At 73.7% G+C, this 22156-nt stretch carries 17 protein-coding genes and 1 pseudogene; 8 read left to right on the forward strand and 10 right to left on the reverse strand.

Annotated features, from left to right (window positions below):
• Positions 1-244: 244 nt before the first annotated feature.
• From ispG to E1289_RS27015, 4 genes are all read right to left on the reverse strand, one after another.
• Positions 245-1438 carry a flavodoxin-dependent (E)-4-hydroxy-3-methylbut-2-enyl-diphosphate synthase gene (gene ispG / locus E1289_RS27000; protein WP_243713177.1) on the reverse strand — a complete coding sequence of 398 codons (1194 nt, stop codon included), beginning with the start codon at positions 1436-1438 and terminating at the stop codon, positions 245-247.
• Between the two features lie 116 nt (positions 1439-1554).
• Positions 1555-2757 (reverse strand): site-2 protease family protein, encoded by a 1203-nt coding sequence (locus tag E1289_RS27005; RefSeq protein WP_131984996.1) that lies wholly within the window; start codon positions 2755-2757, stop codon positions 1555-1557.
• A 40-nt stretch (positions 2758-2797) separates the two neighbouring features.
• Positions 2798-4063: a 1-deoxy-D-xylulose-5-phosphate reductoisomerase gene (gene dxr, locus E1289_RS27010; RefSeq protein WP_131984998.1), complete on the reverse strand. Its 1266-nt coding sequence runs from the start codon at positions 4061-4063 to the stop codon at positions 2798-2800.
• 49 nt (positions 4064-4112) lie between these two features.
• The gene (locus tag E1289_RS27015) at positions 4113-5165 is read right to left on the reverse strand and encodes an ATP-binding protein (protein ID WP_131985000.1); all 1053 of its coding nucleotides are present in this window, start codon (positions 5163-5165) and stop codon (positions 4113-4115) included.
• A 259-nt stretch (positions 5166-5424) separates the two neighbouring features.
• On the opposite strand from E1289_RS27015, the gene E1289_RS27020 reads away from it, so the two are divergent.
• The gene (locus E1289_RS27020) at positions 5425-5763 is read left to right on the forward strand and encodes a hypothetical protein (RefSeq protein WP_131985002.1); all 339 of its coding nucleotides are present in this window, start codon (positions 5425-5427) and stop codon (positions 5761-5763) included.
• 140 nt (positions 5764-5903) lie between these two features.
• Here the strand turns inward: E1289_RS27020 and E1289_RS27025 are convergent, their stop codons facing one another.
• The 4 genes from E1289_RS27025 to E1289_RS27040 form a co-directional block, all read right to left on the reverse strand.
• The gene (locus tag E1289_RS27025; protein ID WP_131985004.1) at positions 5904-7115 is read right to left on the reverse strand and encodes an ABC transporter substrate-binding protein; all 1212 of its coding nucleotides are present in this window, start codon (positions 7113-7115) and stop codon (positions 5904-5906) included.
• 495 nt (positions 7116-7610) lie between these two features.
• On the reverse strand, positions 7611-7961 hold the full coding sequence (locus E1289_RS27030) for a hypothetical protein (protein WP_131985006.1): 351 nt from the start codon (positions 7959-7961) through the stop codon (positions 7611-7613).
• A gap of 398 nt (positions 7962-8359) precedes the next feature.
• Positions 8360-9865 (reverse strand): CoA-acylating methylmalonate-semialdehyde dehydrogenase, encoded by a 1506-nt coding sequence (locus tag E1289_RS27035; RefSeq protein WP_131985008.1) that lies wholly within the window; start codon positions 9863-9865, stop codon positions 8360-8362.
• Positions 9862-11169 (reverse strand): aspartate aminotransferase family protein, encoded by a 1308-nt coding sequence (locus E1289_RS27040; RefSeq protein ID WP_131985010.1) that lies wholly within the window; start codon positions 11167-11169, stop codon positions 9862-9864. The genes E1289_RS27035 and E1289_RS27040 overlap by 4 nt, the downstream gene beginning before the upstream one ends.
• 147 nt (positions 11170-11316) lie before the next feature.
• Here E1289_RS27040 and E1289_RS27045 point away from each other — a divergent pair, with 147 nt between their 5' ends.
• Complete coding sequence (locus tag E1289_RS27045; protein ID WP_131985012.1) at positions 11317-12927, forward strand: PucR family transcriptional regulator ligand-binding domain-containing protein; 1611 nt, start codon at positions 11317-11319, stop codon at positions 12925-12927.
• A 76-nt stretch (positions 12928-13003) separates the two neighbouring features.
• Positions 13004-13783 (forward strand): alpha/beta hydrolase, encoded by a 780-nt coding sequence (locus E1289_RS27050; protein ID WP_131985014.1) that lies wholly within the window; start codon positions 13004-13006, stop codon positions 13781-13783.
• Positions 13784-13792: 9 nt separating this feature from the next.
• Here the strand turns inward: E1289_RS27050 and E1289_RS27055 are convergent, their stop codons facing one another.
• Both E1289_RS27055 and E1289_RS27060 read right to left on the reverse strand, forming a co-directional pair.
• The gene (locus E1289_RS27055; RefSeq protein ID WP_131985016.1) at positions 13793-14608 is read right to left on the reverse strand and encodes a TrmB family transcriptional regulator; all 816 of its coding nucleotides are present in this window, start codon (positions 14606-14608) and stop codon (positions 13793-13795) included.
• A 77-nt stretch (positions 14609-14685) separates the two neighbouring features.
• Positions 14686-15189, reverse strand: a complete 504-nt coding sequence (locus E1289_RS27060; protein ID WP_131985018.1) for a WYL domain-containing protein — start codon at positions 15187-15189, stop codon at positions 14686-14688.
• A 200-nt stretch (positions 15190-15389) separates the two neighbouring features.
• On the opposite strand from E1289_RS27060, the gene E1289_RS27065 reads away from it, so the two are divergent.
• The 5 genes and pseudogenes from E1289_RS27065 to E1289_RS39160 all read left to right on the forward strand — a co-directional run.
• Positions 15390-16625 carry a hypothetical protein gene (locus tag E1289_RS27065; protein ID WP_243713178.1) on the forward strand — a complete coding sequence of 412 codons (1236 nt, stop codon included), beginning with the start codon at positions 15390-15392 and terminating at the stop codon, positions 16623-16625.
• Positions 16622-19069: a serine/threonine-protein kinase gene (locus E1289_RS27070; RefSeq protein ID WP_131985020.1), complete on the forward strand. Its 2448-nt coding sequence runs from the start codon at positions 16622-16624 to the stop codon at positions 19067-19069. Before E1289_RS27065 ends, E1289_RS27070 begins: the two co-directional genes overlap by 4 nt.
• Positions 19066-20478 carry a protein phosphatase 2C domain-containing protein gene (locus E1289_RS27075; RefSeq protein ID WP_131985022.1) on the forward strand — a complete coding sequence of 471 codons (1413 nt, stop codon included), beginning with the start codon at positions 19066-19068 and terminating at the stop codon, positions 20476-20478. The genes E1289_RS27070 and E1289_RS27075 overlap by 4 nt, the downstream gene beginning before the upstream one ends.
• Complete coding sequence (locus E1289_RS27080; RefSeq protein ID WP_131985024.1) at positions 20475-21815, forward strand: VWA domain-containing protein; 1341 nt, start codon at positions 20475-20477, stop codon at positions 21813-21815. Before E1289_RS27075 ends, E1289_RS27080 begins: the two co-directional genes overlap by 4 nt.
• A 2-nt stretch (positions 21816-21817) precedes the next feature.
• Positions 21818-22156, forward strand: a pseudogene (locus E1289_RS39160) (hypothetical protein); the annotation flags it as partial.

The raw sequence follows: 22156 nt of genomic DNA on the forward strand, positions 1-22156 counted from the left end.
GGATTCGCCTCGGGCTTCCTCCAGACCCCGCCTCACAACGACGCCCTTGCCTCCGGCTCGGAGTTAGCACCACCTCTTCCTCCAGGGGACTTTCACCCCCAAGCAATCGCCCATGCTGGGCGCACCACGCGAAAGGGCCCCGGGTCAGCTGACCCGAGGCCCTTTGCCAGGCCCTTTGCTCTCGCCCGCTCTCGTGCCGGCGGCGGACCGGCCGGCCGGCCGCGCTACGGCCGGCGGGCCGGCGTCAGCCGACCACGACGTCGGCGCCGGGGCCGGAGACCGAGCCGTCCTCGGCGATCTCGATGCCCATGTCGTCGGCGATGCGCATGGCCTCCTCGATCAGGGTCTCCACGATCTGCGCCTCGGGGACGGTCTTGATGACCTGCCCCTTGACGAAGATCTGGCCCTTGCCGTTGCCGGACGCGACGCCCAGGTCGGCCTCGCGGGCCTCCCCCGGGCCGTTGACCACGCAGCCCATCACGGCGACGCGCAGCGGGACCGGGAAGTCCTTGAGGCCCGCGGTGACCTGCTCGGCCAGCGTGTAGACGTCCACCTGGGCCCGCCCGCACGACGGGCAGGACACGATCTCCAGCCCGCGCTGGCGCAGCCCCAGCGACTCCAGGATCGCGGTGCCGACCTTGACCTCCTCGACCGGCGGCGCCGACAGCGACACCCGGATCGTGTCGCCGATCCCGTCGGCGAGCAGCGCCCCGAAGGCCACCGCCGACTTGATCGTGCCCTGGAACGCCGGCCCGGCCTCGGTGACCCCCAGGTGCAGCGGGTAGTCGCACGCCGCGGCGAGCTGCCGGTACGCCTCGATCATCACCACCGGGTCGTTGTGCTTGACCGAGATCTTGATGTCGCGGAAGTCGTGCTCCTCGAACAGCGAGCACTCCCACAGCGCCGACTCCACCAGCGCCTCGGGCGTGGCCTTGCCGTGCTTCTCCAGGAGCCGCTTGTCCAGCGAGCCGGCGTTCACCCCGATGCGGATCGGCACGCCCGCGTCCTTGGCGGCCTTGGCGATCTCCCCGACCCGGTCGTCGAACTTCTTGATGTTGCCCGGGTTGACGCGCACCGCCGCGCAGCCCGCGTCGATCGCCGCGAACACGTACTTGGGCTGGAAGTGGATATCGGCGATGACCGGAATCGGCGACTTACGGGCGATCGCGGGCAGCGCCTCGGCGTCGTCCTGCGACGGCACCGCGACCCGGACGATCTGGCAGCCCGACGCGGTCAGCTCCGCGATCTGCTGCAGCGTGGAGTTCACGTCGGCGGTGAGGCTCGTGGTCATGGACTGCACCGACACCGGGGCGTCGCCGCCCACCGGCACGCTCCCGACCATGATCTGCCGGGAGCTGCGGCGTGCCGCGACGGGACGCCGCGCCCCCTGACCGTCCCCGTCCCCGCGCACGCTCGGCATTCCCAGTGAAACGCTCATCCCTCTCCTCTTGCTCGCCGGCCCCGTACAAAGCCTAAGCGTCCCGTACCGCTGATTTGACGGCGCCCGGCGGCCAATGCGGTGACCATTCGGCAACTCTATGTGAACGGTTTGTGTCATTCCGGTAGCTGGAGCGGATTGAACAGGTCGGCGAGTATCAGCAGCACGCCGAACCCCACCAGCAGCAGCACCACGAGGTAGGTCAGCGGCAGGAGCCTGGTCATGTCGACGGTGCCCGGATCCGGCCGGCCGCGGATCCGGTTGACGCCGGCGCGGGCCCGCTCGTAGCCGACCACCGCGAGATGGCCCCCGTCCAGCGGCAGCAGGGGCAGGAGGTTGAGCGCCCCGAGGAAGATGTTCAGCGACACGATGAGCGACAGGAACAGGGCGATCTTGTCCCGGGTGGTGGAGCCCTCGGAGGCGAAGATCTGCCCGGACACGTCGGTCGCGCCCACCACGCTGCCGACCTGGCCGCCCGGCGTGCTCTCCCGCTCCGGCGAGAACAGCCGCGGGATCGCGGACGGCAGGTCCACGACGACGTCCCCGATGCCGGCGAGGGTCCGGCCGATGCCGTTCGCGGCGAACACCGCCGCGTTCAGCGGCCCCGTCCGCTCGTACCCGCCGCCGACGACCTTCGCCGACATGCCGACGAACGGCTCCCCCTCCACGTCCGCGAGCGTCACCCGCAGCGGGATCTCCCGCCCCGCGCCGCCGCGCTGGACCACCAGCCGCACCGGCTGGCCGGGCTCGGCCCGGCCGATGGCCTTCGTGAGGCCGTCCCAGTCGGCGACCGGCGTGCCGTCGAAGGAGACGACGCGGTCTCCGGCGCGCAGCCCGGCCTGCGCGGCGGGCGAGGGCGGGCGGTCCCCGGCGCAGGCGGACCGCAGCGTGGCGGGCACGCAGGGGCTGACCTCCTCGACCGTGCTGGTCACCGAGCCGGCTTCCCGCACGCCGATCGTCATGGCCATCACCATGAGCAGCACGAACGCGAACACGAAGTTCGCGGCGACGCCCGCCCCGATGACGACCGCGCGGCGCGGGGCGGGCTGGCGGTAGAACGCGCGGGGACGGTCCGCCGCGTCGATCTCCTCCAGCGGCGTGTAGCCGACGATCTTGACGAAGCCGCCCAGCGGGACCGCCTTGACGCCGTACTCGGTCTCGCCCCGGCGGGTGGACCACAGGGTCGGCCCGAACCCCACGAAGTACTGCGTCGCCTTCATCCCGAACCGCTTGGCGGTGAGCAGGTGCCCGCCCTCGTGCAGCATCACCGACGCCAGCAGCGCGACGACGAACGCCAGCGCGCCGAGGAAGAAGGCCATGCGGGTCCCCTAGGCTCGTCCCGAGGCGGACCCCCGGGGGTCAGTCGGTGGCGGTCGCCTGCCCGGCCGCGGTCAGTTCTCTGGTCCTGGTCCGCGCCCAGCCGTCCGCCGCGAGGACGTCGTCCAGCGTCGGCCGCCCGGCCGGACCAGGGGCGTGCTCCTCGTGCTCGTCCACTACCCGCGCCACCGTGTCGACTATCCCGAGGAACGGAAGCCGGGCCGCGCGGAACGCGTCCACACATTCCTCGTTGGCGGCGTTGTAAACGGCCGGGAACGTCCCGCCCAGCTCACCGGCCCTGCGCGCCAGCGCGACGGCGGGGAACGCCTCGTCGTCGAGCGGGAACAGCTCCCAGGTGTGCGCCGTGCTCCAGTCGATGCCGGGCGCGGCGTCCGGGACGCGGTCCGGCCAGTCGATGCCGAGCGCGATCGGCAGCCGCATGTCGGGCGGGCTGGCCTGCGCCAGCGTGGAGCCGTCGGTGAACTCGACCATCGAGTGGATCACCGACTGCGGGTGCACCATGACCTCGATCCGGTCCATCGGGACGTCGAACAGCAGGTGCGCCTCGATGACCTCCAGCCCCTTGTTTACGAGGGTCGCGGAGTTGATCGTCACGACGGGGCCCATGTCCCACGTCGGGTGGTTCAGCGCCTGTTCGGGCGTGACGGCCGCCAGCTCCGCGCGGCCGCGCCCGCGGAACGGGCCGCCGCTCGCGGTCAGCACGAGCCGCCGCACCTCCTCGGCGCGTCCGCCGCGCAGGCACTGGGCGAGCGCCGAGTGCTCGGAGTCGACGGGGACGATCTGCCCTGGCCGCGCCCGCTCCTTCACGAGGGGGCCGCCAACGATGAGGGACTCCTTGTTGGCCAGGGCGAGCGTCCGCCCGGCGTCCAGCGCCGCCAGCGTCGAGGCGAGGCCGAGCGCGCCGGTCACACCGTTCAGGACCACGTCGCACGGCCACGCGGCGACCTCGGTGACCGCGTCCGGGCCCGCCACGATCTTCGGGATGGGGTAGTCGCCGGAGGCGTAGCCGCGCCGCTTCGCCTCGGCGTAGAAGGCCAGCTGCAGGTCCTGCGCGGCGGACGCCCTGGCGACGGCGACGATGTCGGGCCGGAACTCGAGCGCCTGCTCGGCCAGGAGGTCGACCCGTCCGCCGCCGGCCGCCAGCCCGGCCACCCGGAACCTGCCCGGGTTGCGGCGGACCACGTCCAGGGCCTGGGTGCCGATCGAACCGGTGGAGCCGAGCACGGCCAGCTCGCGGGCGGGTGCGTCGGAGCTTGAGTGAGAGAGCACGGGTCCATTGTCGGGCATTCCCGCGGCCGGGTCCCGCCCTTGCGGCGGACGGACTGCGGCCGGTGCGTCAACGGCGGCGCGCGAGGGGGATGCACAGGATCAGCCGGGCGCCGGTCGCACCGTCGCCGACGTAGAGGCGGCCCTTGTGCGAGACGGCTATCTGCCGCGCGATGGCCAGGCCGAGCCCGGAACCGCCGTCGGCGCGGCTGCGTGCGCTGTCGAGCCGGGTGAAGCGTTCGAAGATCCGGTCGCGGTCGGCGGGCGGGATGCCGGGCCCGTCGTCGCGCACCTCGACGACCGCCTCGCCCCGTTCCGCGCGCGCCTCGACCTCGATCAGCGACGTGGCGTGCCGCTCGGCGTTGGCGAGCAGGTTGAGCAGGACGCGGCACAGCCGCGGCCGGTTGACCTCGACCAGCAGCCCCGGTTCCACTTTCACCGTGGTCGGGACGGGCGGGTCGCGGCGGCCGACCTCGGTCTCGACCAGCGCGCCGATGTCGAGCACCTCCCGGGCCGGGGCCTCGCCGGAGTCCAGGCGGGCGAGAGTGAGGAGGTCGTCGACGATCTGCTGGAGGCGTTCGACGTCGCCCAGCGAGTGCCGCAGCGTGTCGCCGGCATCGCCGTCCTCCGGGGCGGCGAGGGCCAGCTCGATGCGGGTCCGCAGGCCCGTGAGCGGAGTGCGCAGTTCGTGCGAGGCGTCGGCGATGAAGGAGCGGCGCCGCAGGACGGTCTCGTCCAGCCGGCCGAGGAGCACGTTGACGCGACCGGCGAGTTCTTCGACGTCGTCGCCGGTGGACGGCACGGCGACCCGGCGGCCGAGGTCGGGTTCCTCGACGCCGGCCAGCTCCGCGTTGAGCCGCTTCACCGGGCGCATGGCCGCACGCACGGAGCTCAGGACGGCCGCGCCGAGCAGTGCGAGGGCGACGACGCAGAGCGGGCCCATGACCGCCACGAGAACGGCGATGCCGGAGACCTCGGCGAACAGGGCCAGCGCGACCGCCGCCACGACCACGGCGGCCATGAGGAGGGAGCCGGCCGCGCCGAGCACCGAGAGCGTTCCGCGCGCCCGGGCGGAGCCGGGCCTGTGCGGCCGGTCGCGCCCCAGGACACTCCGGACCGACATGTCTCCTTTGTACGCAATACCTACCAAAGGAGGGGCAAAGCGCCCGGTCGCGGACCGTATGGCCATGGTCTGCGTATGCCCTGGTCCGTGGGCCTTTCCAAGCGAGCGCGCGGTTGACCGGACCGCGTGACCTGGATGACCTTGACCAGGCGGGCGACACGTAAGGCTTTGCCGCATTTTTCACTTTGAGTAGCGGTGGCAACACACTTCCCTGCCTATAAAGGAGGCACGTGACGTCGACTCCCGTCAGGGGGAGGGCATGGGCCAGACAGGCGAGCCGACCGTGGACCCGGGCGGGCTGAGCACAGCCCAGCGCCTGGGCGACGCCTGCGTCGTCTGCCGCAAGAAGTGGCCCCGGCCGCGCGTACGCGTCGGCCGCCTGCCGGATTCGACCGGGGTGTTCGCGTGCGATGAATGCGCACCCGCCCCGCCGGTACCCCGCGCACGGCGGGGCTTCCGGGAGCGGGTCACGGACGCCGGACGGCCGGCCGGGGAGCGGCCGCCCGCGCGGACGGCGGCGCTGGACGCCGTCGTCGTGGAGGTCTCTCCAGGGAGAAGGGTGACCCGGGCGTTCGGGGGGAAGTCCGGGACCACCTGACAGGCGCGCCCGGCTGGGGGCGGCCGGGCGCGCCGGAGAGACCTTTCCTGACCGGAACCGGCCGGGGCCCGTGGTGAAGGCCCGTCGTGAAGGCCCGTGGTAAGGCCCGTCGTGGCGGCCCGGTGGTCCGAGGTCGGTGGTCAGAGCTTGGTGGACTCGATCCAGGTCTTCTTCCACTCGGCATAGTCCGTGCAGTCGTTGTCGTCGGACTCGCCGTCGCACGCCTTCGTCGGCGCGTGCGCGAAGATGACCTTGCCGAGGTAGTCGCGGTCACCGACGTGGTACGCGGTGCAGAAGCCCGGCTTGAGGCGGTCTCCGGAGCACGCCTGCGGGTTGGCGGGCGCCACCCCGGTCCACTCGGCCACCTGCTGCTGGACGTCCGGCGACGCGGTCCACTGCAGCCACTGGTACATGCAGTTCGGATGCTCGACCCGTGCGCCGATCATCCACGCGTCCATCCAGCCGGTCACGCCCTCGGACGGGACGGCGGCCTGCACGGTCCGGGAGGCGCGGGTGAGCACGTCCACGTGGTAGGGCCACGCCTGGCCCAGCACCGCGCGCCCGCCCGCGAACGCGCTGACGGCGTCGGCGGGCCGCTCCCAGTACTCCCCGACATGCGGACGCTGCCTGGCGAGGACGCGCCCGGCGGCCTTGAGCTGCCCGGGGGTCAGCGAGTACGGGTCGTCGATCTTCAGCTTGGGCCGGTCGCGCCTGAGGTAGAGCGCGGCCTCGGCGATGGCCAGCGGGCTGTCGCGCATGACCAGCTTCCCGGAGTACCGGCTCGCCTGACCCGGATCGAACAGCGCGGCCCAGCTCGGGGGCGGCGGGACGGCCCGGGTGTCGTACATGAGCAGGTTGGAGCCCCACACGTACGGGATGCCGTACTGCCGGCCGTCCCGCCTGAGGAGGCCGCGCAGCTTCGGCTCCAGTTTCTTGAAGCCGTCCACGAGGTCGGTGTTGACGGGCGTGACCTGGTTCTCGGCGATCAGCTGCCCGGCGACCTCGGGCGGTGCCGCGACGCCGTCGTAGCGGCGGCCGCCGTCGCGCATGAGATCGGCCATCTCCTCGGGCGTCCGGACGATCTTCAGCCCGACCTTGCAGCCGGTGCGCTCCTCGAACGGGGTGACCCAGTCGACGCGCGGGTCGCTGCTGCCGCTCTCGATCGATCCGGGCAGCGTGACGAGGTTCAGCATCCCCTCGCCCGGGCCGAGGCTGCTCGCGACCTTGGCGACGCCGACCGGTTCCTCGCCGTCGCCGCCGCCGCTGCACGCCGCGACGCCCGCGGCGCCGAGCGCGGCGGCCGCCACCAGGGCGGACCACATCTTCACCCGCGCCGTGGCCGTCAGCCGCATGTCGCTCCCGATCCTTGCCCGGGGCCCTCCCCCACCTGAACCGGGCCCGTCGGCGAGCGTAGCGCCTCGGGGCCGCCGGGGCGGCCCGTACCCGTCGGAGGCGGCGGTTCGCGCGGTGCCCGGCCGTCATTCCCGGGGGTGCCGGCGACCGCGCACGAACCGATCGCCGGTTTTCTTCGATTTCACTTCCGGCTTCCGGTGAAACGTGCGGTGATTACCGGTGATCGCGACTCCGGTGTTTCCCGTCCGCTTTCCCGGAGGTAAGGATTCTGTGTCCATTGACGGCCGGCGGTCTCGCGTTTCCATGGCCGATTGCCGGAAGGGCGGTTTCGGACGTGTTGTTAACGGAGAAACCGCCACGACCCCGGGGGGACGGCGGGTGCTGGCGTCCGCGCCATACACGGAGGTTGCCGGAGAGGGATATGGCGCGGGCTGCCGTCCTTGCCCGGGGCCGCGGCGGCACCGGCGGGCGTGGCGAGGTTGGGGAACAGCGGATCACCTTGCAGTGCTGCCTGGCCACGCGATCGCCGGTACCCGGCCGGACGGCGACGGTGTGACGCCCTCGATACGCCGGAGGTTCGAGGGACATCGCACGTCGGGCCGGGTGTCGCGGGACGTCCGCGGACGGTCGTGCTCGATCACGGGGCGCGCCGGTGCGGCACGCCTGACCACCTCGATCCGTGCGATGAGCCGTTGCGGTGTGTCGGCCTCGACGAAGTCGCCGAGGTCGCGGTCCTTGGGCGGCAGCGCCCACCAGCGGCCGGTGAACAGGCCGAACCAAATGGTCCAGCCCGGAAAGCGCCTTGCGAGCGCGTCCACCTCTGCTGCGTGGTCGGCTGCGGTCATAGCGCGGCTCTCCTGCACATCGCCCCGCCGGCTTCGGCGGCCCCGGACCTCACGTTTTTGTTGACTATGGATCCTGACTTTTAATTTCGCCCCATTTAATGCGGACAGTCAGATTGTGTCGCCCGCCACAGACTCCGTCAATGGGTGTTGGCATTATTCGCCATCGGCCGCCGGACGAAAATTGACGACGAAATCCACCGGATGTGGGAAAGTCCCGTACGCCGCGGACCTGGGCGTTCTCACGGTGCGGCGAGCCGCTCTCACGCACCGCGACCCCGATCCGCGCTGTTTGTCCGTTGTGTCGCAATCTGAGAGTTTCATCCTTTCCGGCCGCACGACCGTGCGGCCGGTCGCCGTGACCGGCCGCACGTTCGGGGAATGCGCGGGAAGGAGAAGGCTCAGCCGCTGGTCGGGAAGCCGAGGTTCACTCCGCCATGGCTTGGGTCGAGCCACCTCGCGGTGACGGCCTTCGTCCGCGTGTAGAAGTGGACGCCCTCCATCCCGTGGGCGTGACTGTCACCGAACAGCGAGTCCTTCCAGCCGCCGAAGGAGTAGTAGGCCATCGGGACGGGGATCGGCACGTTGACGCCGACCATCCCGACCTCCACCTCGTTCTGGAAGCGGCGCGCGGCCCCTCCGTCGTTGGTGAAGATCGCGGTGCCGTTCCCGTACGGGTTGGCCGAGATCAGCTCCATGGCCTCCTCGTAGGAGCCGGACCGCACGACCGACAGCACCGGGCCGAAGATCTCGTCCTTGTAGGCGTCCATCTCCGGGGTGACGTGGTCGAGGACGGTGGGGCCGAGCCAGAACCCGTCACCCGCGCCGCCCAGGACGTCCGGGTCGCGCCCGTCCACGGCGAGTGTGGCGCCCTGCGCGACACCGGAGTCCAGGTAGGACGCGACCTTGTCGCGGTGCGCCCGCGTGACCAGCGGCCCCATCTCCGACTCGGGGTCGTCGCCGGGCCCCACCTTCAGCCGCGCGACCCGCTCCCGGATCTTCGCCATCAGCTCGTCCCCGACGGGATCGACGGCGACGACCACCGAGATCGCCATGCACCGCTCCCCCGCCGAGCCGAACCCGGCCGACACCGCGGCGTCCGCGGCGAGGTCGAGGTCGGCGTCCGGCAGCACCAGCATGTGGTTCTTGGCGCCGCCGAGCGCCTGCACCCGCTTGCCGTTCGCCGCCGCCGTCCCGTAGATGTACCGGGCGATCGGGGTGGAGCCGACGAAGCTGACCGCCCGGACGTCCGGGTGGTGCAGCAGGCCGTCCACCGCCGTCCTGTCGCCGTGGACGACGTTGAACACCCCGTCCGGCAGGCCGGCCTCCGCCCACAGCTCCGCGAGCCGGACCGACGCCGACGGGTCCTTCTCCGAGGGCTTCAGGACGAACGTGTTCCCGCAGGCGATCGCGACGGGGAACATCCACATCGGCACCATCGCCGGGAAGTTGAAGGGGGTGATCCCCGCGGCCACCCCGACCGGCTGCAGGATCGAGTAGGCGTCCACCCGGGTCGAGACGTTCTCCGAGAACCCGCCCTTGAGCAGGTGCGGGATTCCGCAGGCGAACTCCACGACCTCCAGGCCGCGGGCCACCTCGCCCGCCGCGTCCGAGACCACCTTCCCGTGCTCGGACGAGATCAGCCGGGCAAGCTCACCGCGGTGCCCGTGCACCAGCTCGCGGAACCTGAACAGCACCTGCGCCCGCTGCGAGAGCGAGGCGTCCCGCCAGCCGGGGAACGCGGCCCTGGCGGCGGCGACCGCGGCGTCGACCTCGGCCCGCCCGGCGAAGTCGACCGTGCCGGCCAGGCGTCCCGAGGCGGGGTCGTAGATGTCGCCGCGCCGCTCGGCCTCCCCGGCGAACGGCTTGCCGCCGATCCAGTGCGTCACGCGCTTGCCCGCGGTCATGAGGCGGCTTCCCCGTTCACCGCTTCGAGGGACGCGATCAGGATGCCGAGACCCTCGGCGGCCTCGGCGTCGGTCAGGGTCATCGGCGGCGCCATGCGCACCACGTTGCCGTACAGGCCGCCCTTGCCGATCAGCAGCCCCCGCTCGCGGGCCGCCTCCAGCAGCGCGGCGGCGAGCGGCGGGCTCGGCTCGCCGGTCCCCGGATCGACCAGTTCCACCGCGAACATCAGGCCCTTGCCGCGCACGTCCCCGACGATGGAGAACCGGCCGGCCGCCGACCGCAGCCCGCCGATGATCGTCGCGCCCTGCCTGGCGGCGTTGGCCCGCAGGTCGTGGTCGAGGACGTAGTCGAGGGTCGCGTTCGCCGCGGCCATCGAGAGCGGGTTGCCGCCGAACGTGGAGATGCCGACCGCGTGCAGGCGGTCCATCAGGTCGCCCCGGGCGACCACGCCGCCGATCGTGAACCCGTTCCCGAGGCCCTTGGCGAACGTCATCATGTCCGGGGTCACGCCGTGGTTCCCGATGCCCCAGAAGCTCTCGCCGGTCCGTCCCCATCCGGTCTGGACCTCGTCGGAGATGAACAGGATCCCGGCCTCGTCCAGGACGCTCTTGTAGGCGGCGAACAGGCCCTCCGGCGGCATCGTGAACCCGCCCACGCCCTGGATCGGCTCGGCGATGAGCGCGGCGACGTCCCCGCCGGTCGCGGTGGCGAGCACGTGCCGGAGGTCCTGCACGCACGCGTCGACGTACGCCTCGTCCGACATCCCGGCGAACTGCGGGAGGTGCCGGTCGGCGCCGTGCAGGAAGTGCACGTTCAGCGGGGAGTAGGACACGTTCGTCCAGGCCCGGTTGCCGGTGACGCCGGTCGTGCCGAACGACCGGCCGTGGTAGCTCTGCCGCATCGCGAGGACCTGGTCGCTGCGCCGCGCGTACGCCGCGAGCAGCAGCGCCGTCTCGTTGGCCTCCGTCCCGGAGTTGACGAAGAACACCTTCGCGTCCGGGATGCCCGACAGCCGGGCGATCTTCTCGGCCAGCTCGATCTGCCCGCGCACCAGGTACGCGGTGGACGTGTGCACGACGCCGGTGGCGAGCTGCCGCTCCACCGCCTCCCGCACCTCGGGCACGTCGTACCCGAGCATGTTCGTGAGGATCCCCGTGAAGAAGTCCAGGTAGCCGTTGCCCTCGGCGTCGGTCACGCGGTTGCCCTTGCCGCCGACGATCTCGATGGGTTCGCTGTAGTTGAGCGCCATCCACGACGGCATGACCGCGCGGTGGCGCCGGAGCAGGTTCGCGTGTTCCGACATGCTTCAAGTCTCGTTCGCGCAGGCCGGGCGGGCCACCCGCAGAGTGTCACGACCCAGCGCGTTCGGTTAACGGTCTGCTGGCGGCTGACATCCTGTAACGGATTCCGGCGCGCTTCCTGACACCCTGTTCGGATATCCTCGGGGTCGATGCTGCCCACCGTCGACGATGTCCTCCGGCTCGAGGCGGTCCGCCGCGGACAGCCCCGCGTCGTCGCGGGCGGCGACCGCACCGGCAACCGGGTCCGCTGGGTCCACGTCGCGGAGATCGCCGACATCGCGCACCTGCTGCACGGCGGCGAACTCGTCCTCACGACCGGGATCGCGCTCCCGGACGAGCCCGCGCGGCTGCGCGCCTACATCGGCGAACTCGCCGAGGTCGGGGTGAGCGGCCTCATGATCGAGCTGGGCCGCCGCTACGCGACCGAGCCGCCGCCCGCGCTGATCGCCGCCGCCGAGGAGCACGGCCTCCCGGTCATCGTGCTCGCCCACGAGCCCGCGTTCGTGGACATCACCGAATCGGTGCACTCCCGCATCCTGCAGGACCAGTTCGCCGAGCTGCGCGCCTCCGAGCAGCTCCACGAGATCTTCACCCGGCTGTCGGTCGAGGGCGCCTCCACCGAGGAGGTCGTGCGGCAGGTCGCCGCGCTCGGCGGGCACCCGGCCGTCCTGGAGAACCTCGCCCACCAGGTCCTCGCCGCGGACGCCGGCGGCGCCGACGCGGCGGAGCTGCTGTCGGCGTGGGAGACCCGGTCCCGCGCCGTCCGGCCGGGCCGCCGCACCGGCTACGACCCGGCCTCGGGCTGGCTGGTGACGATGGTCGGCGCCCGCGGCGAGGACTGGGGCCGCCTCATCATCGACCTCGGCTCGCCGCCGTCGCCGCGCGAGACCGTGCTGATCGAGCGGGCCGCCACCACCCTTGCGCTCGGCCGGCTCCTCGACCGGCACGCCGAGAGCGTCGAGCGCCAGGCGCACGGCACGATCATCGCCCGGATCCTCGCGCATGCCTACGCCGACCCGCAGGAGGCCGCGGCGCGGGCCCGCGCGCTCGGCGTCCCGCTGTCCGGCCGCCGCCTGCTCGGCGCCGTGCTGCGGCACCGCGGCCCCGGCGCCCCGCCCGTCGGCGAGCTGTCCGCCCTCGCCGAGACGGCCGCCGCCGCCTGCAAGGACGCCCGGCTCGCCGCCCTCGTCGGCGTCCTCGACGAGGGCGGGCCGCACGCCCGCGTCGGCGTGCTGGCCTCGCTGCCCGCCCGCGCCGACGTGGAGACCGCGCTCACCGAGATCGCCACCCGCGTCCGCGGCCGGTCGGAGGGCACCGTCATGGCGGCCGGCTCCGTCGTCGAGACGATCCGCGACGTCCGCCGCTCGTTCCTGGAGGCCGAGCAGGTCGCCGACGTCGCCGCGCGCGGCTCCGGCGCCCGCCTCTTCTACCGCCTCCCCGACCTGCGCCTCCGCGGACTGCTGCACCTGCTCCGCGACGACGCCCGCGTCCAGACCTTCGTGGAGCGCGAACTGGGGCGGGTGCTGGAGTACGACGCCCAGCGCGGCGCCGACCTCACGCGGATCCTGGAGATCTACCTGGAATCCGGGCGGAACAAGGCCGTCGCCGCCCAGCGCGCCCACCTCTCCCGCCCCGCCTTCTACGAGCGGCTCCGCCGCATCGAACGCGTCCTGGACGCCGATCTCGACGACGTGGAGTCCTGCGTCTCCCTCCACGTCGCGCTGCTGGCGCTCAGCTCCGTCCGCTGGGAACGCCCGTGACCGTCACCGGCCGCGGCACCCGGCCGGCCGGTGAAGGCCGTGCTGGGCCGGGGCCGTCCCGCATAACCTTCAGTGCATGACCGACGCGGCGTTGCATGTTCATCGGTACGGGGATCCGGCGGGCTCCCCGGTCGTCGTGCTGCACGGAGTCAGCGGGCACGGCGCCCGCTGGCGGCGGACGGCCGAGCGGTACCTGGGGGACCGCCTCGTCCTGGCACCCGACCTGCGCGGGCACGGACGGTCGCCGTACGAGCCGCCGTGGACGGTCGAGCGGCACGTGGCGGACGTCCTCGCCGTCCTCGACGCGGACGGCATCGAGCGGGCCGACCTCGTCGGGCACTCCTACGGCGGGATGATCGCGGTGCATCTGGCGCGGACGGCGCAGCGGCGGGTGCGGCGCCTCGTGCTGCTGGACCCGGCGACGGGGCTGGCGCCCGCGGACGCCGCCGGGGAGGCGCGCTCCCGGATGGTGCCGGTGTCGTTCGCCGACGCGGCGGAGGCCCGTGCCGCCCTCGCGGCCCGCTGGCCGGAGGCGCCGGACGAGGCGGTGGACGACGAGGTCGCCGAGCACCTCGAACCCGGGCCGGACGGGCGGCTGCGGTGGCGGTTCGAGCCGGCCGCGGTCGTGACCGCGTACTCGGAGATGGCCAGACCCCACCTGACGCCTCCGCCGGGCATGCCCACGCACCTGGTGGTCGCGGCGCGGGCCGACCTGGTGCGGCCCGAGTTCGTCGCCGACTGCCGCGCCGCCCTCGGCCCCGCCCTCGCCCTCAGCGAGATCGACGCGGGGCACATGCTCTACACCGACCGGCTGGAGGAGACCGGGACGCTGCTCGCCTCCTGGCTCGGCGGATGAGCCGGGCCGTCAGCGCCGCCTGAGCAGCCGCAGCAGGCCGGGCTCGGCGGCGAAGAGACGGTCCAGTTCCGCCGCGCCCACCCGGTCGGCGAGGATCTGCAGGACGATGTCCTGCCGGACGAACTCCGCGGCCATCAGCGCGACGGCCGGGTCCGCCGTGTAGACGCCCCACGCCGCCCCGTCCCCGAAACCGCCGACCACGGCCTCGCGCCGGTCCCCCACCACCACGATGAGCCGGTACCCGAACTCCTCCAGGACCGTCTCGGGCGCCGAGTAGCGGTGCTCATGGACGTTCCCGGGCCCGTCGAACGGCTCCGTCCCGAAGGACACGACGGACACCTCGACGTCCCGCGCGGCGGCCTCCAGGACCTGGCCGCGCAGCACCCGCATCTCGTCCGGCCATATCGACATGAACAGGTCCCGCCGGGCGCCCGCCACGACGTCCCCCGCCCGGTCGAGCATCGCCTGCCCGTCCTTGAGGTTGTGGATCAGATGCCCCTCCGGCGCGGCCGCGACCGCCGGCAGCGCCGACCGCAGCGCCGACACCGACCCGTCGAACTCCCGCCGCATCCGGTCGAGCAGCGACTCCGGCGGCAGCGGGAGGTACTCCGTCGCGTCGGACGCCCCGCGCACCTCGTAGGCGGCCCCCCGCGCCACGAGCTTGCCGAGCGTCTCGTACACGGTGCTGCGGGGCACCCCGGAACGCTTGGCGACCTCGTACCCGTTGACCGGCCGGCCCGCCCCCACCAGCGCCACATACGCCTTGGCCTCGTACCCCGACATGCCAAGCCGCTGCAAATGCTCAAGGACATCCTGGGTGCTCATCGAAGTACTTTATTTGGCCCCCTGTGGCCGCGGGGGACCCCGGCCCGCGGCTTGAGGGCCGCGGGCCGGGGCGCGGGTCAGGTCTTCTTCCGCTGGAAGGGGAGGTAGCGGTCGGCGCGGCGGTGGCGGGCCAGGAGGCCGGTGGACTCCACGGCGAGGATGCGGTCGAAGCGGAAGGCGCGGACGCCCCGGCGCATCCGGCACCAGCCGACGAGGTACCAGTGGTCGCGGTGGACGAGGCAGGTGACGGGCTCGACCTCGCGGATCGTGACGTTCGCGCCGGCGTCGCCGTAGCAGAGCCGGACGACGCGGTGCTCGGTGATGGCTGCGGCGACCACGCGGGCGCGGTCGGAGGTGGAGGCGTCCAGGGGCGTGGTGAGGGTGGCGAGCGTGGTGGTGACCACGTCGTTGTGGAGGGCGTCGTCGTGTGGGGTGGCGTCGAGGAGGGTGTGCAGGGCGCGGCGCGCGGTCGTGGCCTGCGGGCCGGTGCCCAGGTGCGCGAGGGAGAGCGCGAGTGCGGCGATCTCCGCCGCGGTGAGCGCGGTGGATGCGGTCCGGGGGTGCGTCGCAACGTTCGCCATGGTTCGATCATACGTTCGAACACTGACATTCTGGAGGTTACGGGCGCGGGAAATTCGGGTCGCGTGACGCGGTACGGGCAGCCGGCGGCGGATGAGCGGCCGCCCGCTTGAGAAGGCGACCTCGCATGGTGAAAACTTGAACACCGAACTGGCTGAATCTGGGAAATCGGGGCGACCATGGGCGGACCGGTGAACCGGCGTTGAACGACGCACGCGTGGGCCGGCCCCCGATGAGCCGGGACGAGGTGGACCGCACGCTCGCGCGGCTCCGGGACGAGAGGGACCGCATCAGCACGGCGCTGCTCGAACTGGAGGCCCACCACGGCTACCAATTACTCGAAGGCGCGGCCCTCGACGGTGAGACCCGGCGCGTGCAGGCCGACGTGCGCGCCGCGATGACCTCCCTCTGGAACCTCTTCGATCTCTACGGGAGCGTCGTCGGCGCCGCGGAGGATCTCCGCGCCCGCAACCCCAGGCCGGGGCAGGCGCAGCTCACGGAACTCACCCGGCTGCTGGCCGGCCCGTCGGTCGAGCTGCCCGTCACGGAGGTGCCGCTGGGGCGGCGGACGCTGCTGTCCGTGCCGTCCGGTGAGAGGCTGACGCTGCGGGCGGCGGTCGAACGGATGACGCCTCTCTACGAGGAGGTCGCCCAGGCGGTCGCGGCCCTCGACGCGGTCTGGTCGGCGCTGCTGTCGCGGCTCGCCGAGGTCGAGGCCGAGCGCCGGGCGGCGGACGAACTACTCGAATCCCTCGGCGGGACCGAGCCGGAGCTCGACCGGCTCCGCCCCGAACTCGACGCCGTCGCCGCCGTCGTCCGCGGCGATCCGATGGCGCTGGCGGACGGCGGCCGGGCCGACACCGGGCGCCTCGACGCGGTGCACGCCGGCCTCGCGGAGGTGCGGCGCGGCCTGGAGCAGGCGGAACGGGTACGGGACGGGTTCACCGACCGGCTCCGCGCCATCGCCGCCGTCCTGGACGGGCTGCGCGAGGAGGAGGCGGAGGCCCGCCGTGTCCGGGACGAGGTGCTCACCAAGATCGCCTCACCGGTGCTGCCCGACCTGCCGGACAGGTCCGCGTCCCTCGCCGGCCGGCTCGCCGCCGTCGGCCGGCCGGGGCACGGCACCGGCTGGCACGATCTCGCCGCGCGGGTCGAGGAACTGGACCGGGCGGCGAACGACGCGCTGGCCCGGGCCCGCGAGACCGTCGGGGTGATCCGCGGGCTGCTCGACCGGCGCGCGGAACTGCGCGGCCGGCTGGAGGCGTACCGGGTGAAGGCCGCCAGGCTGGGCCACGCCGAGGACGCCGGGCTCGCGCGGATCCACGACCGGGTGCGCGAGCTGCTGTGGACGTCGCCCTGCGACCTGCGCCAGGCGACCGTGGCGCTGTCCGAATACCAGCGGGCCGTCAACGCGCGGTCGAAGGGAGCGAAGCGATGAGCCAGTGCGCCGAACCGGGCTGCGGCGGAACCGTCGACGGCGGGTACTGCGTCCTATGCGGCGTGGCCGCCTCCCCCAGTCCCCCGTCCGCGCCGGCCTCCCCGAACGCCTGCGCGCAGCCGGGCTGCACCGGGACGATCTCGGACGGCTACTGCGATGTCTGCGGCAATCCCCCCGCGCCGAGCGTGCCCGCGCCCCGTCCCCCGGTCGCCGTGCCGGACGACGCGTGCCGCCAGCCCGGCTGCACCGGGAAGATCATGGACGGCTACTGCGACGTGTGCGGCTCGCCGCCCGCCCACACCAGCCTCACCTCGCGGTCGCGCCCGGCATCCGGGACGTCCGGAACGGGCACGTCGGGCGGCACGGGCACCGGCAGCACGCGCACCGGCAGCACGCGTACCGGGTCGGCGCGGTCCTCCGGCCGCCGCGGCATGCTCGGCGCGGGTCTCGTCGAGGTGCCGCGCGTCCCGTACCGCGACCCGTCCACGGCGGTGATGAGCGACCCGCAGGTCGCCGAGGGCAAGCGGTTCTGCAGCAGCTGCGGCGAACCGGTCGGCCGGGGGCGCGGCGACCGGCCGGGCCGCACCGAGGGGTTCTGCCCCAAGTGCGGCACCCGCTTCTCCTTCACCCCGAAGCTCAGCCCCGGCGACCTCGTCGGCGGGCAGTACGGTGTGCTGGGCTGCCTCGCCCACGGCGGCCTCGGCTGGATCTACCTGGCCAAGGACCGGAACGTCAGCGACCGGTGGGTGGTGCTCAAGGGCCTGCTGGACAGCGGCGACGCCGACGCGATGGCCGCGGCCGCGGCCGAGCGCGCCTACCTCGCCGAGGTCGAACACCCCAACATCGTCAAGATCTACAACTTCGTCCAGCACGACGGCGACGGCTACATCGTCATGGAGTACGTGGGCGGGCAGTCCCTCAAGGACATCCTGCTCCAGCAGCCGCAGCCGCGCGGCGAGAAGCACCTCCCGCTCGCACAGGCCATCGCCTACGGGCTGGAGGTCCTGCGGGCGTTCGAGTACCTGCACGCGCAGGGCCTCGTCTACTGCGACTTCAAGCCGGACAACGTCATCCAGTCCGAGGAGCAGCTCAGGCTGATCGACCTCGGCGGCGTGCGGCGCCTGGACGACCCGGACGGCGCCATCTACGGCACGGTCGGCTACCAGGCCCCCGAGATCGCCGAGGCCGGCCCCTCCGTTTCGTCCGACCTGTACACGGTCGGCCGCGCGCTCGCCGTGCTGAGCTTCCCGTTCAAGGGCTACACCCGGACGTTCGCCGACTCCCTGCCGCCGCGCTCGCAGATCCCGCTGCTGCAGCGGTTCGAGTCCTTCGACCGCTTCCTGCGCCGCGCCACGCACGAGGAGCCGGCGGAGCGGTTCCAGGACGCGGCGGAGATGGCCGAGCAGCTCACCGGCGTGTTGCGCGAGGTCCTCGCCGCGGAGGACGGCGTGCCGCGGCCCGCCCCGTCCGGGCTGTTCGGGCCGGAGCGGTTCGCGACGCGGATGGCGGGCGGCGGGCCGGCGGAGTCCGCGCTGCCGCCCGTCCCGCCGCAGGTGGCCGCGTCGGCGCTGCCGGTGCCGCTCGTGGACGGCGCCGACCCCGCCGCCGCGTTCGTGTCCGGACTGACCGCCCTGGAGCCCGCCCAGGTCGCCGAGGCCGCGGCGAAGGCGCCGCAGCGCACGCCCGAGGTGAAGCTGGCGCACGCCCGGGTCAAGATCGAGCTGGGCGCGGCCGGGGAGGCGGGCGGGATTCTCGACGAGCTCTCCGCCGAACGCCCCGGCGACTGGCGGATCGACTGGTACCGCGCGGTCGCGCTGCTGTCCCAGGGCCGCGTCCAGGAGGCCGAGCCGCTGTTCGACCGGCTGTACGGGCTCCTGCCCGGGGAGGCGGCGCCCAAGCTGGCCCTCGCCTACTGCCGTGAGCTGCGGGCCCCGCTCGACGCGATCCGCCTGTACGAGATGGTGTGGCGCACCGACCAGAGCTACATCAACGCGGCGTTCGGCCTCGCCCGCGTGCACCTGGCGGCGGGCGACCGGGGCGCGGCGGTCGCCGCGCTCAACTCGGTGCCGGAGATCTCCATCCGCTACGTGGCCGCCCAGGTGTCGGCGGTCGCGACGGCGGTGCGGGGCCGCAACCCCGCCGAGCTGACGGGCGCCGAGCTGGTCGCCGCGGGCGAGCGGCTCACCGCGCTGGACCTGGACGCCGAACGCCGCGACCGGCTCGCCGCGGAGGTCCTCGAAGCCGCGCTCGACTGGCTGCTCGACGGCCCCGGCGCGGCGGGCCCGGCGGGCGGCCGCCTGCTCGACGCCCAGCTCTCCGAGACCCCGCTGCGGCGCCGGCTGGAGGCGACGTACCGGGAGCTGGCGCGGCGCACCCGCGACCGGGACGAGTGCCGCCGGCTCGTCGACTCCGCCAACGCCGTGCGCCCGAGGACGCTGCTGTGACGGGCGGGCGGCACGGCACCGGTGGCGACGGGACCGGTGACCACGGGGCCGGTGACCACGGGCCCGGCCAGGCCGACCCGGACGGGGCCAAGGCGGCGGAGCCGTCCTGCCCCTCCTGCGGCGAGACGGTGTATCCGGGCGAGATCTTCTGCGAGAAGTGCGGGCACCGGCTGACACCCCCCGCACCCGTCGAAACCGCCGAGCCCGCCGAGCCGGCCGGAGCGGGTGCGGCGCCGGTGCCCGCCGGTGCGGGCGCCCCCGCCGGGGACCCGTGCCGCGGGTGCGGCGGGGCGCCGATCGACGCCGAGGGCTACTGCGAGATCTGCGGGATGCGCCAGCCCGCCGAACGCGACCACGTCGAGGTCGAACTGCCCGCGCCCGGCGGCGGGAACGGGTCCGGCCCGGTCGCCGCGGCCGGCGCCAGCGACCGCGGCCGCCGCTACAGCCGCAACGAGGACGCGCTCGCCCTCGCCGCCCACGCCGCCGGGGTCGCGGCCGTGGTGTGCGACGGCGTCGGCTCGTCGCAGCGCCCCGAGGACGCCTCCCGCACGGCCGCCGACACCGGCGCCGCCGAGCTCGTCGCGCTCCTCGACGCCGGCGAGGACCCCGAGGACGCGACGCGGGCCGCGGCGCTCCGGGCGGCCTCGGCGGTCGCCGCGCTGTCCACGTCACCGGGCGACGCGCCGTCGTGCACGTACGTGTCCGCGGTGACGCGCGGAGCGTCCGTCACCGTCGGCTGGGTCGGCGACAGCCGCGCCTACTGGCTGTCCGCGGACGGCGCCGTCGACCCCGGCGAGGGCGGCGCGGCGGAACCGGCCACGGACGAGTCCGGCCCGGAGACCGCGGAGCTCAGCACCGGCGACATGGCGGAGATCGGCCCGTCCCGCAGGCTCACCGAGGACGACTCGTGGGCCGCGTTCATGACCGCCCAGGGCGCGCTGACCGAGGCGGAGGCGGAGCAGCACCCGAACGCCCACGTCATCACGGCCTGGCTCGGCGCGGACGCCGGGCAGGTCAGCCCGCACGTGGCCACGTTCCGCCCGGCGGGCCCCGGCACGCTGCTGGTCTGCAGCGACGGCCTGTGGAACTACTTCCCGGCGGCCCGCGACCTCGCGGCGCTGCTGGCCGCCGGCCCCGGCGCGCCCGGCCCGGCCGCGGGGCACGACCCGGCGGCCGCGAACACCCCCGGCGCGGCGAACGGGGCGGGCGGCACGGCACCCGGCTCCGCGCCCGATCCGGGCCACGACCCGGCGGCCGACCCGCTCGGCGTCGCACGGGCGCTGGTGCGCCGCGCCCTGGACGCGGGCGGCCGCGACAACATCACGGTCGCGGTCATCCCGATCCCCTCCCCACGCTCCCCGCACAGCCGCATCCACGAGAGCATCCCGCACAGCACGGAGCCCCGATGAGCGAGCAGCCGCAGTTCACCGTCAAGATCGACCAGAACAAGTTCCTGCCCGAGGGCGGCCGCGAGGTGCACGCCATCGTGTCCGTCGAGGCGAGCGCCGAGGGCGGCGCCCTGCCGGCCCCGGCCACCACGAAGGCGTCCGAGGTCATCATCATCGACACCTCGGGGTCGATGAGCTACCCCGATACCAAGCTGCGCGCCGCGGTCGCGGCGGCGCAGGTCGCGGTCGACACCCTGCGCGACGGCGTGGAGTTCGCGGTCATCTCCGGTTCGAACACCGCCTCGATGGTCTACCCGCGCCAGGGCGGCCTCGTCACGGCGTCCCCGCAGACCAAGGAGAAGGCCAAGCGGGCGCTGAGCGGGCTGCGGGCGTCCGGCGGCACCGCGATCGGGTCGTGGCTGCGGCTCGCCGACGAGCTGTTCGACGACGTCCAGGGCGGCATCCGGCACGCGATCCTGCTGACCGACGGCAAGAACCAGCACGAGACGCCCGAGGAACTCGACGCCGTCCTTTCCCGCTGCGGCGGCCGGTTCGTGTGCGACTGCCGCGGCGTCGGCACCGACTGGGAGGTCGCCGAGCTGCGCAAGATCGCCTCCGCGCTGCTCGGCACCGTCGACATCGTCGCCGACCCCGCCGGCCTCGTCGCCGACTTCCAGGCGATGACGGAGGCGGCCATGGGCAAGTCCGTCGCCGACGTGGCGCTGCGGGTGTGGACGCCGCAGACCGCGAGGCTCCGGTTCGTCAAGCAGGTCATGCCGTCCGTGGAGGACCTGACCGGCAAGCGCGTCGAGTCGGCGCCGCAGGCCGGCGACTACCCGCTGGGCGCGTGGGGCGCGGAGAGCCGCGACTACCACGTCTGCGTGGAGGTCCCGCCCGGCGAGATCGGCAAGGAGCTCCGCGCCGCGTGGGTGAAGCTCGTCGTGCCGGGCGCTCCCGGCGAGGAGGCGCAGGTCCTCGCCACCGGCAACGTCCTCGCCCAGTGGACGGACGACGAGGCCCAGTCCACCCGGATCAACCCGCGGGTGGCGCACTACACCGGGCAGGCCGAGCTCGCGACCGCCATCCAGGAGGGCCTGCAGGCGCGCAAGGACGGCGACCTCGACACCGCGACCGCGCGGCTCGGCCGGGCGGTGGTGCTGGCCGACGAGGCCGGCAACGACGCGATCACCGCGATGCTGCGCAAGGTCGTGGACGTCGTCGACCCCGCGACCGGCACCGTCCGGCTGAAGCGGCACATCGAAAAGGCCGACGAGATGGAACTCGACACCCGTTCCAGCAAGACCGTCCGGACGCGCAAGGACGAGACCCTGACCACCCCCCGGCCGGGTGAGCGCTGAGCATGGCGACCTGCCCGAACGGACACGCCTCACAGGCGCCGGACTACTGCGACGTCTGCGGCGAGGCAATCGGCGGCGCGTCCGGACCCGGGTCCGGCGCACCGGCCGGCATACCGTCCGGCGCCGCGGGGGCGGCCGGTGCGCCGTCCGCGCCGGGCGGCGCGCGGCCGTGCCCCGACTGCGGGACGCCCGGCACCGACCGCTTCTGCGAGGCGTGCGGCTACGACTTCGCCACGGGCGGCGGCCGGCCCACGCCGCGGACGGAGAAGTCGGCCCCGTCGCATCCCACCCCGTCCCATCCCACGCCGTCGCATCCCACGCCGTCGCATCCCACGCCGTCG

Origin of the sequence: Actinomadura sp. 6K520 (assembly GCF_004349245.1) — a bacterium.
In the GTDB taxonomy this organism is placed as follows: Bacteria; Actinomycetota; Actinomycetes; order Streptosporangiales; family Streptosporangiaceae; genus Spirillospora.